Source organism: Ruegeria sp. CF3, from assembly GCF_056537365.1.
Window position 1 is genome coordinate 76,662 of sequence record NZ_JBQFRK010000002.1, and the last position, 14,834, is coordinate 91,495.

Annotated in this window: 16 protein-coding genes; 4 read left to right on the forward strand and 12 right to left on the reverse strand. The window is 57.2% G+C overall.

All coding sequences use genetic code 11. The features are described 5' to 3' along the window. Positions 1 to 68: 68 nt before the first annotated feature. Both ACR0KC_RS08080 and ACR0KC_RS08085 read right to left on the reverse strand, forming a co-directional pair. The gene (locus tag ACR0KC_RS08080) at positions 69 to 740 is read right to left on the reverse strand and encodes a YiaD family glycine zipper/OmpA-like lipoprotein (RefSeq protein ID WP_170398755.1); all 672 of its coding nucleotides are present in this window, start codon (positions 738 to 740) and stop codon (positions 69 to 71) included. Between the two features lie 118 nt (positions 741 to 858). After that, a complete protein-coding gene (locus ACR0KC_RS08085) occupies positions 859 to 1,551 on the reverse strand; it encodes a helix-turn-helix transcriptional regulator (RefSeq protein ID WP_170508863.1) in 693 nt (230 codons plus the stop codon). A gap of 104 nt (positions 1,552 to 1,655) precedes the next feature. Here ACR0KC_RS08085 and ACR0KC_RS08090 point away from each other — a divergent pair, with 104 nt between their 5' ends. Then, complete coding sequence (locus ACR0KC_RS08090; protein WP_480705821.1) at positions 1,656 to 1,847, forward strand: hypothetical protein; 192 nt, start codon at positions 1,656 to 1,658, stop codon at positions 1,845 to 1,847. Positions 1,848 to 1,849: 2 nt separating this feature from the next. Here the strand turns inward: ACR0KC_RS08090 and ACR0KC_RS08095 are convergent, their stop codons facing one another. Then, positions 1,850 to 2,497 (reverse strand): RluA family pseudouridine synthase, encoded by a 648-nt coding sequence (locus ACR0KC_RS08095; RefSeq protein ID WP_480771696.1) that lies wholly within the window; start codon positions 2,495 to 2,497, stop codon positions 1,850 to 1,852. 97 nt (positions 2,498 to 2,594) lie between these two features. On the opposite strand from ACR0KC_RS08095, the gene ACR0KC_RS08100 reads away from it, so the two are divergent. Next, positions 2,595 to 3,005, forward strand: a complete 411-nt coding sequence (locus ACR0KC_RS08100; protein WP_480771697.1) for a nuclear transport factor 2 family protein — start codon at positions 2,595 to 2,597, stop codon at positions 3,003 to 3,005. 155 nt (positions 3,006 to 3,160) lie between these two features. Then, positions 3,161 to 3,712, forward strand: a complete 552-nt coding sequence (locus ACR0KC_RS08105; protein ID WP_480705826.1) for an SGNH/GDSL hydrolase family protein — start codon at positions 3,161 to 3,163, stop codon at positions 3,710 to 3,712. Here the strand turns inward: ACR0KC_RS08105 and rarD are convergent. From rarD to ACR0KC_RS08150, 9 genes are all read right to left on the reverse strand, one after another. After that, positions 3,709 to 4,614 carry an EamA family transporter RarD gene (gene rarD, locus ACR0KC_RS08110; protein WP_170406626.1) on the reverse strand — a complete coding sequence of 302 codons (906 nt, stop codon included), beginning with the start codon at positions 4,612 to 4,614 and terminating at the stop codon, positions 3,709 to 3,711. The genes ACR0KC_RS08105 and rarD overlap by 4 nt on opposite strands. A 258-nt stretch (positions 4,615 to 4,872) precedes the next feature. Next, positions 4,873 to 7,326 carry a GcvT family protein gene (locus tag ACR0KC_RS08115; protein WP_480705828.1) on the reverse strand — a complete coding sequence of 818 codons (2,454 nt, stop codon included), beginning with the start codon at positions 7,324 to 7,326 and terminating at the stop codon, positions 4,873 to 4,875. 89 nt (positions 7,327 to 7,415) lie between these two features. Next, positions 7,416 to 8,396, reverse strand: coding sequence for a GlxA family transcriptional regulator (locus ACR0KC_RS08120; RefSeq protein WP_170406633.1), 981 nt, complete (start codon positions 8,394 to 8,396; stop codon positions 7,416 to 7,418). A gap of 9 nt (positions 8,397 to 8,405) precedes the next feature. Then, positions 8,406 to 9,299, reverse strand: coding sequence for a homocysteine S-methyltransferase family protein (locus ACR0KC_RS08125; protein WP_480705831.1), 894 nt, complete (start codon positions 9,297 to 9,299; stop codon positions 8,406 to 8,408). A gap of 11 nt (positions 9,300 to 9,310) precedes the next feature. Next, a complete protein-coding gene (locus ACR0KC_RS08130) occupies positions 9,311 to 10,357 on the reverse strand; it encodes an alcohol dehydrogenase family protein (protein WP_480771698.1) in 1,047 nt (348 codons plus the stop codon). Positions 10,358 to 10,381: 24 nt separating this feature from the next. Further along, positions 10,382 to 12,832: a GcvT family protein gene (locus tag ACR0KC_RS08135; RefSeq protein ID WP_170508875.1), complete on the reverse strand. Its 2,451-nt coding sequence runs from the start codon at positions 12,830 to 12,832 to the stop codon at positions 10,382 to 10,384. 15 nt (positions 12,833 to 12,847) lie between these two features. Next, positions 12,848 to 13,228 carry a GFA family protein gene (locus ACR0KC_RS08140; RefSeq protein ID WP_170406643.1) on the reverse strand — a complete coding sequence of 127 codons (381 nt, stop codon included), beginning with the start codon at positions 13,226 to 13,228 and terminating at the stop codon, positions 12,848 to 12,850. Positions 13,229 to 13,232: 4 nt separating this feature from the next. Next, the gene (locus tag ACR0KC_RS08145) at positions 13,233 to 13,856 is read right to left on the reverse strand and encodes a LysE family translocator (RefSeq protein WP_480454449.1); all 624 of its coding nucleotides are present in this window, start codon (positions 13,854 to 13,856) and stop codon (positions 13,233 to 13,235) included. Further along, positions 13,856 to 14,425 (reverse strand): XRE family transcriptional regulator, encoded by a 570-nt coding sequence (locus ACR0KC_RS08150; RefSeq protein WP_170425828.1) that lies wholly within the window; start codon positions 14,423 to 14,425, stop codon positions 13,856 to 13,858. Before ACR0KC_RS08150 ends, ACR0KC_RS08145 begins: the two co-directional genes overlap by 1 nt. A gap of 117 nt (positions 14,426 to 14,542) precedes the next feature. Between ACR0KC_RS08150 and ACR0KC_RS08155 the strand changes: the two genes are divergently transcribed. Then, positions 14,543 to 14,827 (forward strand): DUF1294 domain-containing protein, encoded by a 285-nt coding sequence (locus ACR0KC_RS08155; protein WP_480705836.1) that lies wholly within the window; start codon positions 14,543 to 14,545, stop codon positions 14,825 to 14,827. The last annotated feature ends 7 nt before the right edge of the window (positions 14,828 to 14,834 follow it).

Sequence of the window (14,834 nt, forward strand, 5' to 3'; positions counted from 1 at the left end):
TAGTTATCCCGAGACACCATCGAACCAAAGGCCCGATGACGCGCAGTCATTGTGCGCGAGACGCGTGATCAGGTGTTGTCGCTGGGAACCACCACAATCTCGACCCGCCGGTTCTGGGCTTTCCCCTCAGGTGTCAGGTTCGATGCGATCGGGTTGTTTTCACCTTGCCCGACAGTAGTGATACGGGCGTAGCTGACACCATTGGCCTGCAGAATATCAGCCACCGCATTGGCGCGGCGTTCAGACAGTCCGAGGTTGTAGGACGCCTCTCCGTCACTGTCAGTATGACCGATAATCTGGACATTCGAATTCGGGTAGTTAACCAAATTCTGCCCCACCTTCACCAAATCGGCACGCAAGGCCGGGCGCACGGTGGAACTGTCGGTGTCAAAAGTGATGTCATTCGGAACCGTGACGATCAGGCGATCCCCGGCGTTGACGATCGTTATGCCGTCATTGGCCAGTTGCTGCCGCAGCTCTGCCGCCTGCCGGTCAAGCTGGTTGCCGATCACGCCACCGCCTGCAGCACCGATGGCCCCACCGGCCAACGCCCCCAACAGTGGGTCAGAGTCATTGGCAATTGCGCCCACACCAGCGCCGATCAGACCACCCAGCAACGCGCCTTGCTTGGCATTCTGGTTGGGATCGTTCTGCACGCTGAGAGTGCCCGGGTCGGTACACGCCCCCAAAAACAGGGCTGAACACAGTCCAACCGTCAGTACACATTTGGAAATCGTCATTGAATCACCTTCTGCTCACGTACCCGTTCACCGGGTTTGTTTCGTTACGCTTAGTATAACACAGTGAGAACAATGGGCCTCAAGCAACAATTAAGTGAAATAGGCGAATACCCGCCATTCAGGCCACCCCTGCGGAGTTATCCCAGGTGTTCTGCTCTTGCCAGATTGCACGCAGTAGTTCCCCTTGCCCGCAGAAATGATCCTCGGTCAGTTCGCATGCCCAGATCCGATCTGTGCGGAAATGGCGAAACCCGTTTCGCAGCTCGCACCACGCGGCCAGCATAGTGCATTCTATGTGGTAGATCAGGGCGACGGGCCGCACCGTGCGTTCGGTACGTTCGCCTTCCGAATTCACGTAGGTGATGCGTATTTTGCGTTCAGCCCGGATCGCTTCGCGGTAGTTTACGACCGGCACACAGCCCTTTTCCGGATCATCCATCGGCGCGCCCCAAGGCGCAACCTGAAGCCAGTCAGCTGGCGCGCGCAGGGCTTCGATCTTACGACACACCCGGTCAGCGGCCTGTTGCAGGGTACTGTCACCAGTGCGGGCCAGCATCGACAGGCCCACCCACAGAGCCTCAACCTCTTCCGCATCGAAATTCAATGGCGGCAGATCATAGCCGCGCCGCATCAAGTAGCCAACACCCGCTTCGCCTTCGATTGGCGTACGCTGGGCCTGCAACGCGGCAATATCGCGGTAGACGGTGCGCACCGAAACCTCGAGCTTGGCGGCCAACGCATCGGCCGTCACGGGCGCTTCAGCAGCACGCAAGATCTGAATGATTTCGAACAGACGTGTCGATCGGCGCATCCGGGTCTCCTAAAGATCTGCTGACAACTTAGCACACCCCCCTGACAAGGTGGTGTCAGGAGTGTTGGGCGAAGATTGGGCAATTGCAATTCAGGAGAGTGACCATGCCCTACCTCGACAATCACGTCATGATGACCTTGAAACTGGATCGCTGGTCCCAAGATCACGTTTTGCGCGGATTCGAAATCGAACGTGAAATTGCTGCCGCACGGGAAAGCCAAGTTATACGCCCGGTCAAACGCACCAGGCGGTTTTCGCTCGGAAACCTGAAGATGCTTTGGACCAGTAACGCTTAGAATCAGAACTCGGCTGGCGCGCGAAATTTCATCGACACCCCGCCTTCGGGATTTTTGAGGCGCAGTTCTTCCGAATGAAGCATCAACCGCGGGAAGTCGCGCGCCACGCCATCGGCATAAAACGGATCACCCAAGATAGGATGCCCCAGCGCCTGCATATGAACCCGCAACTGGTGCGATCGTCCGGTCTTGGGAGACAGGCGAACACGCGTTGTCTCGCCCTCGTATTTAACCACGCGCCAATCCGTAACAGCAGGCTTGCCGGTGTCGTGACAGACCATCTGACGGGGGCGATTGGGCCAATCGACGATCAGCGGCAGATCAACCGTTCCCGTTTTTGGTTCTACCCGCCCCCATACGCGCGCGACATAAGCTTTGCGGGTCTGGCGATTTTCGAACTGTAGCCCCAGATGCCGCTGGGCATGCGGCGTCTGTGCAAACACCATTACACCGGATGTATCCCGATCCAACCGATGCACCAGCAGCGCTTGTGGAAACGCAACTTGTACGCGGGTCAGCAGGCAATCAGCAAGATGCGCGCCCCGCCCCGGCACGGACAACAAACCCGCCGGCTTGTTCACCACGATCAATTGCGTGTCTTCAAACAGCACATCCAGAGGGGAGTTTGGGGGATCATAGGTTTCGCTCATGCGCGCTTGCCTATCTCAGGCGGCCCCCTCCCGCAACGTCGTCCTTGCGTGAGTGAAAAGGTTCAGCAACTCTTTGGTCAACAAGAGGGAAGACGGTATGCACCCGACGATCAAACGAATGCAGGAAGCGGTGGCCAAAGGCGATGAAGGCCTGATCCAAGAGTTGCTGGCCGAACATGTGCGGTTTTCACCACCCACTTACTACAGCACCTGGACCGGGCGTGAACCTGTTGCAGCGGTTCTGGGTCATGTGGGTCAGGTGTTTTCCGAATTTCGCTATCGCCGGATCATGGGCGACGGCAACGATTGGGCATTGGAGTTTCAATGCAAAGTCGGTGCCTTGGACGCCGTGGGTGTAGACTTGATCACGCTGAACGCAGACGGACTTATTCAGGAATTTGAGGTCGTCATGCGTCCTTACAAGACCGTCGGAGCCTTGCGCGAAGCCATGATGGCACGAGTCATGAAAGATGCGCGCTTTCTAAAGTTCAAAGATGCGCTGAGCTAACGGTTCCTTTGCCTGTTGCCGCCGATCAGATTCTCAGAATTCCGCTTTTGCCTATTCTGGCAATTCAGGGGTTCGCGGTAAGGCGCAATGCGCAATTTCTGCCAGAACCGACTGGTCCCCGCCAAGGGTGTGCAGGGCACGGGCCCAGACTGCGCTTGTTGATCACCGGGGACAGCTCGGCCGCTGGCGTTGGGGCGGGCACACAAGGCCAGGCGCTATCCGGGCAACTGGTCGGCCAATTGGCAAAGCGTTATACCGTGGAATGGCGGCTTGAGGCGGCCACCGGGCATACCACTCAAAACACAATTGAGCAGCTGCAAGGGCTTTCCGAACAGTTTGATGTAGCCATAACGGCGCTGGGTGTGAACGACGTGACTCGAGCGAGAAGTAGACAGAGCTTTGAGGACCACCAAGCACGCCTATTGGACCTTCTGACCGGGCCGATGAAAGCCAGGCGGGTGATCGTGTCTGCGGTTCCTCAGATGGCGCGTTTTCCCGCTCTGCCTCAGCCGCTCGCCTGGTTTTTGGGGCAACAGGCTGCAAGGCTGGATCACGGCTTGCAGACGGTGGCTGCAGCATATCCGCAAGTTTCACATCTGGCGCTGAACCTGCCCGATGACCCGGCGCTCGCCGCGCCGGACGGATATCATCCAAGCCCCAAGGCCTATGCAATCTGGGCGGAACAGCTTGCCCAGCTCATTCGCTAGGCCTGAGACCGTATTTGCCGGATCATCGGGATCGAATATACAATCAACCCGGCCCAGATCAGGGGGAACGCGATCAATCTTGCCTGATCAATACGCTCTCCGAACAACGTGATCGCGGTGATAAAAATCATCGTGGGCGCGATGTACTGCAGGATGCCCATCGTCGACAGACGCACCAGTTTGGCCCCATTGGCATAAAGCAGCAACGGAATTGCAGTCACCAGCCCCGCGCCTGCAAGCAGCGCAGTGTCTGACACGGCTGCTCCAAAATGCCCGGCACCACTTGTTCCAAGCCAGGTGACGTAGGCCAGGGCGGGTATCAGTAGAATCAGGACTTCCAACAAAAACCCTTGGTTGGGCCCAATTGGGAGTGAGCGCTTGAAGAACGCATAAAACCCCCAGCTGAACATTAAGCCCAAAGCCGCCCAGGGTAAGCTTCCCGCCTGAAACACCAGTACCAACACCCCCAAAGCGGCCAACCCGACCGCAACCAACTGTGTTCGGTTCAGAGGTTCACGCAGCAATATCGCACCCAACGCAATGCTGAACAAAGGGTTGATGTAATAGCCCAAAGCCGCGTCCAGCGCATGCCCCGATGAAATCGCCCAGACATAAATCGCCCAGTTCACCGAGATCAGCGCCGCTGTAATTGCCGCCATACCCAACATTTTGGGATTGCGAAGTGCAGTTTTCAGATCGCCGGTCCGCCCGAGCGCTATCAGCAGCAGCCCGGCCACCGGCACCGACCAGATCACCCGATGCGCAACTACCTCGATCGGGCCGATATGCTCCATTGCTTTCATGTAAAGTGGCAGGAAGCCCCAAAGCACATAGGCCATCACAGCCAACGCCAGCCCTTTGGGCGTATCGGTATTGTTTGGTGGTACGCGGGTGTCTGCCACAGAGAGTCTCCGACTGATACCGTGTTTCTCTACGGCAAATCAGATGGGCTTGGGAACTATCAAAACTGTGAAGCAGGGCATCAAAGTTTCTGATAGGTCGCGCGTTCTGCAGCCAACCTATATGCGAAGCGCTGTCTCACGCTCATGGATATTGTTGGCCAGATGAGCAGGTGATCCCTTATTCATCTGGCCACAAATACTCTCGCGAGCGTCGCCCGGTACGGACGGTGGGGCAGAGCCTACCACTGTCGATGTTTTCTAGACTTTGACCCGCTCGGATTTCGCATCATACATCGGTTTCAACGACGCCTCTGCCTGGACTTTCACACCACAGACATCGATCTCATAGGTCGAGGCCAGCACGTCTGCAGGCTTTTCGCCCTCGCAGGGCACATAGCCCAGACCAATGGCACCACCCAGCGTGTGACCATAATTGCCCGAGCTAAGGTAACCTACATATTCACCATCGCGCACGATTGGTTCGTTGTGGAACAACAGTGGTTCGGGATCAGTCAGTCTAAACTGGACAAGCCGGTTCTTGGGCCCGCTTTCCTTGCGGGCCATCACCGCCTCACGACCGATGAAATCGCTGCCTTTGTCCACTTTGACGGCAAATCCCAATCCCGCGTCGACCACGTGATCCTCGCAGGTGATGTCATGACCGAAATGGCGAAAACCCTTCTCGATCCGGCAACTGTCCATCATGTGCATGCCGCAGAGTTTCAGGCCCATATCTTGTCCGGCTTCGTGCAACGCCTCAAAAACATGACCTGCCATGTCGGACGACACATAGATCTCCCACCCTAGCTCACCCACATAGGTCACCCTGTGGGCGCGAGCGAGACCCATACCGATCTCAATCTGTTGCGCCGTGCCAAAGGGGTTAGTCCTGTTCGAGAAATCAGCGGGCGAAACCTTTTCAAGCAATGCACGTGCGTTCGGCCCCATGACGGCCAAAACGCCCTCGCCAGCGGTGACATCGGTGATAACCACATTGAAGCCGCCTGCATGACGCATCATCCAGGTCTGATCCGCCAATCGGGTCGCCGCGGGGGTGACGACCAGGTAGGCGGTCTCAGTCAACCGTGTGACCGTGACATCTGCTTCGATCCCACCGCTACGGTTTAGGAATTGGGTGTAGACGATCTTGCCATTGGGCACTGAATAATCGCCGCCGCCGATATAGTTCATGAATTTCTCGGCATCCGGCCCTTCGACGCGGATTTTGCCGAAGGACGACATGTCATACATGCCTACATTTTCGCGCACGGCTCGGTGTTCGGCAGCCGAATTCTCGAACCAGTTCTGCCGTTTCCAGCTGTATTGATATTCTCGTTCCTGCCCTTCGTTGGCAAACCAATTGGCGCGCTCCCACCCAGCCAATTCGCCCATCACGGCACCCTGTTCGATCAGGTGATGGTGAAACGGTGTCCGGCGCACACCGCGCGCGGTGGCCTTTTGGCGATAGGGATAGTGGTCGGCATAAAGCAGGCCGAGCGTCTCTTTCGAACGTTCAAAGAGGTACTGCTTGTTGCCCTGAAACGGCTGCATGCGACTGATGTCAACATCGCCCAGATCGAACGGTTTCTCGCCCGAGTCCATCCACTCGGCCAGTGCCATACCGGCACCACCCGCCGACTGAATACCAATAGAATTGAACCCTGCAGCGACCCAAACGTTATCCATCTCGGGGGCGAGTCCCAAGTGATAGGCATCATCCGGCGTAAAGGACTCGGGGCCGTTAAAGAAGGTGTGAATCCCCGCCTCGGCCAACATCGGCATCCGATTGCAGGCCGCTTCGAGTATTGGTTCAAAGTGATCGAAATCCTCTGGCAACTGGTCGAATTCGAAACTGTCGGGGATGCCGTTCATCGCCCAGGGTTTTGCATTTGGCTCAAACGCGCCCAGCAGGATTTTGCCGGCATCCTCTTTGTAGTAGGCACATTCATCCGGTACGCGCAGCACCGGCAGTTGGGTCAGCCCGTCGATCCCTTCGGTCACGATATAGAAATGTTCGCAGGCGTGAAGCGGCACGTTCACACCTGCCATCTTACCAACCTCGTGGCCCCACATGCCCGCACAGTTCACCACCATGTCGCATTCGATATGGCCCGAGGAACTGCCATCGTCCGCACTCCAGTCCACGCCGGTGACTTTACGACCCTGCTTGACGATGTCTGTGACTTTCACACGTTCTTTGACGACGCCACCGCGCTGACGCGCACCTTTAGCCAAAGCCAGAGCGATATTCGCTGGATCACCCTGCCCGTCCAAAGGCAAATAAACCGCCCCCTTGACCCCTTCGAGGTTGAGATGGGGATACAGCTCTTGCACACGATCATTGCCGATCTCTTCGACCTCAACCCCGAAAGCACGTGCCATGGCGGCCTGACGATAGATCTCTTCCTTGCGCTCTTCAGTCAGCGCCACCGTGATCGATCCGCAACGCTTGAACCCTGTGGCAACGCCAGTTTCTTCCTCAAGTGCGCCATAGAGTTCCTGACTGTACTTGGCCAGCTTGGTCATGTTTGCGGTCGCGCGCAGCTGCGCAATCAGACCTGCAGCATGCCATGTGGTGCCGCTGGTCAGTTGCTTGCGCTCAAGCAACACAACATCGGTCCACCCTTTCTTGGTAAGGTGATACGCGACCGAGCATCCGATGACGCCGCCGCCGATGATGACCACACGGGCCTTGGTGGGAAGATCAACCATCCTGATGTCTCCGCTGTCTCAGGTTCTTTGCAAAATGCCATGAAGGATCGACAAAAAAAGCGTCAAAAACGTCATCTCAATCGCGAAAATCACCTATATTCTGCACGTCTTTTTTGACGTCTCAGAACAAACGGAGTGACGCCAAAGACGCTTTTGTAAACGGATGAGAATCCGTTTGGAAAGCCGCACACCAAGCCGATTTCCCGCACGCTCATCGTTGTGTTCAAAAGCAGGTTGTTGGCTTTGGCCAAGCGCATTTCTCGGTAGAATCCGTTTGGAGTGGTTGCGAAAGTTGCCTTGAACTTGCGCTCAAGCGATCTGTTCGACACGTGTAACATGTCAACGATCTGATTGATCGGTAGCGGTTCTTCAATATTTGCCTGCATCAGCTTGATACACTGATCCAGCTTTGCATCACCCGTGGCTGTATTCCTAGCGCCAGAAAACGGCTGCATGGATGAGAAATCGCGAATGTTCTCGTGCAGCATGATATCCGCAACTGTCATCTTGGCGGCACCCGAAATGTGCCGCCCAATCACCGCCAGTGCCACATCCGTCGTTGCCTCCATTCCCGCGCAGGTGACCACCGAACCCTGTTCGGTCGCAATTGAAAGCTTGGCCTCAAACCGCGCGCCACGTTCGCGCAAGAAAGAAGCGTTTTCCCAATGGGTTGCCATATGATCAGCGCCGTTTTCGTCGATGTACCTGCTTGCCGCTTCGGCCAGCAAAAAGACCTGGGCTCCCCGGTACGTATAGTCGGGCACGACGCGACCTAAAGAAAGCTCTGGCTGATCCGGATCCGAGTTTCCGATCACAAACAGATAATCCGCATCGGGCTGCGCAGGTATGGTTTCGGTCGACACCGTCGCGCAACTGCTGCTTTCAACAGGCCCCCCCTTTCGGGACCGGTATGTGAATGTGAACGGAGGATGCGCGCAAACCCGGTTGGCCAGGCGCAACACATCGACCAACGAGGCCAATTCAAGCAACACGAAACCGGGTGCAACCAGAATATCGAAATGCTGCTGATCCCGATCTTTTCGCCGTTCAGGTTTGTTGCGGATCGACATGAGGCACACTCAAACAATTGTGTGCCCGGCCGCACGTAAACTGTCGGCAAGGGTTTCGATATGATCTGGCCCAACTTCGCAGCAACCGCCAACAATCGTCGCGCCCTGCGCCACCCAGCCCATGGCATGCTGCGCATAGGCGTCAGGGTCTAGGTCATGACGGCTTTCCAGAGAGTCAACCGTCGGGGCATCCTTCAAAAAACCGTCTTTGATACCAGTAAAGCCATTGGCATAAGCGCCGAACGGGCGACCCAGCTTTGCGATGATCTCCAGTGCAGCCGGAATCGCTTCCGGGCGCGCGCAGTTGATCAAAACGGCCTCGGGGGCGTAACGCACAACAAGCGGGGCGATGTCCTCCAGCGCTTCGCCTGACCGCAATCGCGTGCCGTCATCATCCATAACCGACAATGCCAGCCAGACGGGTTTGCCGCAATTCTCGGTACCGCGAAGCGCACCTTCGGCTTCCAGAACCGAGGACACGGTTTCGATCAGGAATAGATCAACCCGGTCTGCCATCAGTTGAGCCAGCTCGGCAAATTTTTCAGCAGCATCGTCTGGGTCGGGGTTCAGATCGGGCCGGTAGCTGGCCAAAAGCGGACCAAGCGCACCAGCGATACGACCGTCAGTTCCCGCGCAAGCCTGCTCGGCCCGCGAAAGAGCAGCCTCGATCAGAAGTGGCATCTGGTCTTCGATCCCCTCACGCACCAGCCGCGAGCGGTGAATGGCATAGGTATTCGTGGTGGCAATCGTCGCGCCACTGCGGAAATAGGCCGCGTGAACTTCGGTCAGCAAGTCAGGTTTGTCGATCATCACCCGCGTTGACCACAAAGGCGTGGGCTGGTCACCGCTGCGTTTCACCAGCTCCTGCCCGATCGAGCCATCTAAAAGCGTAATGTCAGCCATCTACCCCCCTTTCACGGTATTAATACCAGTTTCCCGGGCAAGGTCTTGGACATAAAATCCTCTTGCGCCTGAACAATGTCACGCAACGGGTAGGTTTTTGAGACCAAAGGCCTGATCCGACCTGCATTCATCAGCACAACAAGTCGGCCAAAGACTTCGGGAGGCTGATGGGTGCAGCCATGGATTGTGATGTCGCGCAGATAGATGTCTCGCAAATCGGCGCTGACGATGGGGCCAGCGATTGCACCTGACACCGCATAGTGCCCGCCGGGTTTCAGCGCCAGTATGAGATCGGGCCAAGCCGAGCCGCCCACCACATCGATGACGACATCGAACATATCCTTCGGCAGCTGCGCATCCCGGTCAAAGGTTGCCGACGCCCCCTGCGCTTTGACCACATCCGCCTTGGCAGCACTTGTCACCCCCCAGACCGTCGCTCCTCGTAGGGCCGCGAGCTGGATCGCGGCGAGGCCCACACCGCCTGAAGCCCCTGTAATCAGCACTGTGTGGCCTGCCGATACACCAGCGCGAGTCAGCAGGTTTTCTGCGGTCCCAAACGCGCAGGGAATAGCGGCGATTTCCACGTCTGATAGGGGCGAGGCGGTCACATCATAGAGATCACCCGCGTCGACCAGACAGTATTGGGCAAACGCTCCGTCGATTTCTGAACCAAGCGCGATAAAACCATGCGGTCTACCCGGCCCCGGGCGTGGCAAGTTGATAGGACAGGTCACGCGTTGGCCGGGCTTGAACGCTGCCCCCGGTCCAACCTCTTCAACAATCCCACACAGATCACCGCCTTGGATGCGGGGAAAGTGCAGCGCACCTCCCCACCCGCCGGCCTCAACCTGCTGATCTACCGCATCCGTCGATTCTGTAACATCCGACGAGTACCAGCCGATCCGCGTGTTGATGTCGGTGTTGTTCACCCCGGCAGCGGCGACGCACACCAGAACCTGCCCTGGACCGGGGGTCGGAACGGGGACGCCTTCCCGCCATTCCAACACCTCAGGACCTCCATGGCCAGTCAGATATACGCCTTCCATCTGCCGGGTCATATCAGCGCCTTTCTGTCGTAGGGGTCAGGCCCTCAACCGTTCATTTGCAGGATCCCAGAGCGGCTGATCCTCCTGAACAACAGCACGACATTTCTGTCCGTAGATTTCAACCTCTAGCTCAGTTCCCGGGACAGCCAGATCTGCGCGCACCATGCCCAGCGCGACCGAGGCACCAATGCGATACCCCCACGCACCCGATGTGGTTTCACCCACGATCTCATCACCGCTCCAGATGCAGGACATGTAAGGCGCATCGACCTCACCTGCGTCCACGATCAGAGTGACAAAGGACTTTTTAACGCCTTGCTGTTTTTCGTTCTGAATGGCTGCTTTGCCAACAAAATCCTGCGGTTTATCGAGCTTGACAAAGCGCCCCAAACCACCTTCCAGCAGAGAGTAATCCGTGCTTAGGTCGCCTTTCCACGCGCGATAGCCTTTCTCGATCCGCAGCGAATTCAACGCATACATGCCAAAGGGTTTCGCTCCAGCGGCCAGCACAGCTTCGTAGATGGCGGGCATCGCATCATTTTCAGCATGGATTTCCCAACCCAACTCACCCGCGAAAGATACACGGATCAAGAAGGCATCCTGCCCGGCCACTTTGGCGAATTGGTGGGTCAGCCACCCTTGCTGCAAATCTGCATCGGTGATGCCGGACAATACGTTCCGCGTCATCGGTCCTGTCACGATCAGTGTGTCGCGCTCGGTTGTGGTTTCCCGAACGGTCACACCTTCGGGCACCGAATTGCGGATCAAATCACCATCGTGCCACTGTGCCGTGGCAGCAGTGATTAGGACGAAATTGTTCTCAGCCAGACGGATACAGGACAGCTCGGTCAGAATGCGCCCTCTTTCATCCGAGACATAGATCAGATTCATGCGCCCTGCTTTAGGGATACCTCCGGTACAGAAGCCACGCAGCCAGTCATCCGCCCCCTCGCCTTGTATCCAGAACCGCGAGAAGCCCGGCAGATCCAGCACCCCGCAGTGATCGCGCACGGCTTCGCATTCTTCTTTGACCCGTTGCTCCCAAGGGCCCGAACGTCCCCAGGTATGGGTGGCTTCCAGTGACGTGTCATCGCCGGTTTGCGCAAACCAGTTTGCGCGTTCCCAGCCGTTGTACGCGCCCATGACACCGCCCAATTCCTTGACCTTGGCGTGCACAGGCGAGACCTTCTTGTCGCGTGCGGCAGGCCATTCGTGATGTGGGAAATGCATGGCGTATTCGTTGCCGTAGACCTCCATCCCTTTCTGATTGCAATAATCCTGATCGGTGTAGTCGGTGTAACGACGCGGATCGACCGCCCACATATCCCATTCGGTGTGACCATCGACGATCCATTCGGCCAGAACTTTGCCTGCACCACCACCTTGGGCGATACCGAAAGTGAAGGTATGAGCCTCGAACGCGTTTGTCACACCCGGCATCGGGCCAATCAACGGCAGACCATCTGGCGCATAGGGGATCGGGCCATTGATGACGCGACCAACGCCCGAGGTTGCCATCAGCGGAACCCGTTCCATTGCATCGGTGACGATATCCTCGATCCGGTCCAGATCATCATTCCACAGTTGGAAGCTGAAATCCTCGGGCATCGGGTCATCCTTGGTCATCCAGTGGCCCTTGCAATTGGGCTCATAAGGGCCAAGGTTGAAGCCATTCTTCTCTTGCCGCAGATAGTACGAGATATCGACATCGCGCAGCAGCGGTAGCTTCTTGCCACCGTTTTCTTTCGACCACGCTTCGATTTCAGGAACTTCGTCGGTCAACAGATACTGATGGCTCATGACCATTGCCGGGACGGTTCGGCCGCCAAAGGGTTTGAACCATTCCCCTACGCGCTGCGCATAGTAACCGGCGGCGTTCACCACATAATCGCAGGCAATATCACCCTTTTCGGTATGCACGGTCCATGTGCCGTCGTCCTGCTGTGTCACACCGGTTGCCGGGCAGAATCGGATAATCTTTTGCCCCATATCCCGCGCTCCCTTGGCCAGAGCCTGAGTCAGCTGCGCCGGGTCAATGTCACCATCGGTCGGGTCATACAGAACGCCTTCAAGATCATGGGTCTCCAGGAAAGGATAGCGTTCCTTGGCCTCTTCCGGAGTCCACATCTCCATCGGGATGCCTTGATAGCGGCCCATAGACATGGCCCGTTCGAATTCCTGCATCCGCTCCTTGCTGTGCGCCAGACGAATTGACCCGGAAACGTGGTAGTTCATCGGATAGTCGACCTCGTCCGCGAGGCGCGAATACAGTTCGGTCGAATAGCGCTGCATGTTCATGATCGCCCACGAGGTCGAAAACGTCGGAACGTTACCCGCCGCGTGCCATGTCGAGCCTGCGGTCAGTTCGTTCTTTTCCAGCAGAACACAATCCGTCCAGCCCTTCTTGGCCAGATGATACAGCGATGAACAGCCCACAACGCCGCCGCCGATGATGACCACACGGGCCTTGGTTGGAAAATCACTCATGTGTTTGGTTCCCTATTAGTGTGCCCGCTGGGGCAGGTCGTCTTTGATGTCATAGTAATCGCCCTTGTCCGCAACGAAGATGTGCTGGGCGAGTTTCAACCCGGTCGGCTCATCCAGTGAGCCCACGGAAATTGCGATCGTGTCCTCGTCATTGTGCTGCCAGAAGAGGAACGAGCCACAAGCGCGGCAAAATCCGCGCTTGGCAATGTCAGAGGCGCGATACCAGCCCAGCGTTTCGCTGGTGGTAAAGCTGAGATTGTCCTGTTGCGTAACGGTCGAGGCCCACAGGTGACCCGACTGTTTGCGACACTGCCCGCAATGGCAGGCATTTGGTGGCGTGAGGTCTCCGTCAACAACAAAAGCGACCGCGCCGCACAGGCAGGAACCGGTGTGCATATCCTTACCCCCTCGCTGTCGGCGTCGAACTGGCACCCAGCAAAACGCCATAAATGATGAAACAGGTCGCCATCACGCGGCGTACCCAGATATTAAACACCGCCCCCAACGCAGCCTTGCCCATCAGCGCCCCCAGCGAGGTGAACCCGGTATAGCTGAGCGTCGTGATGACCAGTGCCGTCGGCATGATCACCGCCATCTGCTGCCAGATGGGTACATTCGGCTGCACAAATTGCGAAAACGCCGCAAGGTATCCGGCGACGCTTTTGGGGTTGATCGTGGCAACAGCCAACGCGTGAAAGTAAACATGTCGCGCCGGACGCTCTGACGCCGGAGCGGGTTTCGCTGCGTTCATCCAACCGCGAATGCCCATCCAGATCAGAAACCCGGCCCCGATCAGCTTGGCGACAAAGAAACCTGTTGGCGACGCGGCAATCAACGCTGTGATTCCCACAGCCGAGAGGATCAGGAACACACACGCCTGAGTCAAAATAGCCAAGACACCCAACATAGCCTTGGAGAACGGCAGGCTCATCCCATTTGAGATGCAATTGACCGCATTAGGCCCCGGGGTGGTAACGAACACCACCCAGAACAGGGCGAATATGGTCCAGGCCTCGAAACTCATCAGTACACCGGTGGGGCGATAACCCAGATGGCCACAGCGGGCTCATCAAAGGGGTTGGACCAAGTGTAGGGCTCGTGCTTGATCCGGAAGCTATCGCCGGGGCCGACCTGAAAGCTGCGCGAGCCGATCGTCAGTTCCAGACGGCCTGAAACCATATAGCCGACTTCCTGCGTCGGCCGGTTTGCCGGGGTCTGCATCTGCGAATGCGGCTCAAAGGTCGAATGCACCATCTCGAAATCATCGGTCAGGTCAGGCGAAAGCAGTTCTTCGATCAACCCTTCTTCGCCAGAGCCCATCGGGCGACGGGACCCTGCCCGCACAATATACCCTTGCTCATCCACCGGCGCAGCGGAATGGGCAAACAGCATCGACATCGGCACACCCAGACATTCGGCAATCTGGCGTAGATCCGAAATCGACGGCTCGGACATGTCACGCTCGACCTGGCTGAGCCAGCCAACGGACCGATCCAATCGGTTGGCGATCTCGGTCAGAGTCAGCCCGCGCGCCTTGCGCAGTGCGCGCAGATCGGCACCGAGGGATGCGCTATGAGGGGCTTGCGAATTCAAGTTGCGCTCCGAGTCTGCGTGAAATTTTCTGTTACTTTTTCACGGTGCCTCGAATCGGTGAAATTTCCAAGCATTTTTTCACTTGGGTCTGCAAATTTAGTTGGCTATGCACGGTCCATGTGGATTGCCGTAATCTATCTTTGGGCCATTAATGCCCTGACTTTGATAGCGTTTGGCTGGGATAAGCTGCGCGCGCGCCGTAGAAGGCGACGCATCCCCGAGCGGCGCTTGTTATGGTTGGCGGCACTAGGTGGCAGCTTGGCCGCGCTACTGGGTCGCTGGATCTTCGGGCACAAGACCCGCAAGCGCGGTTTCTCGGCTTGGCTATACACGATCACAACGTTTCAGGCCGGGCTTTGCTATCTGATTATGTCCCGAGATCTTGGCGCATTTTTGCGATAGGTCGGAA

What these genes read in the sequence shown, in the direction of transcription:
- ACR0KC_RS08080 (WP_170398755.1), bottom strand. Translation starts at nt 740, where the DNA reads ATGACGATTTCCAAATGTGTACTGACGGTTGGACTGTGTTCAGCCCTG.
- ACR0KC_RS08085 (WP_170508863.1), bottom strand. Translation starts at nt 1,551, where the DNA reads ATGCGCCGATCGACACGTCTGTTCGAAATCATTCAGATCTTGCGTGCT.
- ACR0KC_RS08090 (WP_480705821.1), top strand. Translation starts at nt 1,656, where the DNA reads ATGCCCTACCTCGACAATCACGTCATGATGACCTTGAAACTGGATCGC.
- ACR0KC_RS08095 (WP_480771696.1), bottom strand. Translation starts at nt 2,497, where the DNA reads ATGAGCGAAACCTATGATCCCCCAAACTCCCCTCTGGATGTGCTGTTT.
- ACR0KC_RS08100 (WP_480771697.1), top strand. Translation starts at nt 2,595, where the DNA reads ATGCACCCGACGATCAAACGAATGCAGGAAGCGGTGGCCAAAGGCGAT.
- ACR0KC_RS08115 (WP_480705828.1), bottom strand. Translation starts at nt 7,326, where the DNA reads ATGGTTGATCTTCCCACCAAGGCCCGTGTGGTCATCATCGGCGGCGGC.
- ACR0KC_RS08120 (WP_170406633.1), bottom strand. Translation starts at nt 8,396, where the DNA reads ATGTCGATCCGCAACAAACCTGAACGGCGAAAAGATCGGGATCAGCAG.
- ACR0KC_RS08125 (WP_480705831.1), bottom strand. Translation starts at nt 9,299, where the DNA reads ATGGCTGACATTACGCTTTTAGATGGCTCGATCGGGCAGGAGCTGGTG.
- ACR0KC_RS08130 (WP_480771698.1), bottom strand. Translation starts at nt 10,357, where the DNA reads ATGACCCGGCAGATGGAAGGCGTATATCTGACTGGCCATGGAGGTCCT.
- ACR0KC_RS08135 (WP_170508875.1), bottom strand. Translation starts at nt 12,832, where the DNA reads ATGAGTGATTTTCCAACCAAGGCCCGTGTGGTCATCATCGGCGGCGGC.
- ACR0KC_RS08140 (WP_170406643.1), bottom strand. Translation starts at nt 13,228, where the DNA reads ATGCACACCGGTTCCTGCCTGTGCGGCGCGGTCGCTTTTGTTGTTGAC.
- ACR0KC_RS08145 (WP_480454449.1), bottom strand. Translation starts at nt 13,856, where the DNA reads ATGAGTTTCGAGGCCTGGACCATATTCGCCCTGTTCTGGGTGGTGTTC.
- ACR0KC_RS08155 (WP_480705836.1), top strand. Translation starts at nt 14,543, where the DNA reads ATGTGGATTGCCGTAATCTATCTTTGGGCCATTAATGCCCTGACTTTG.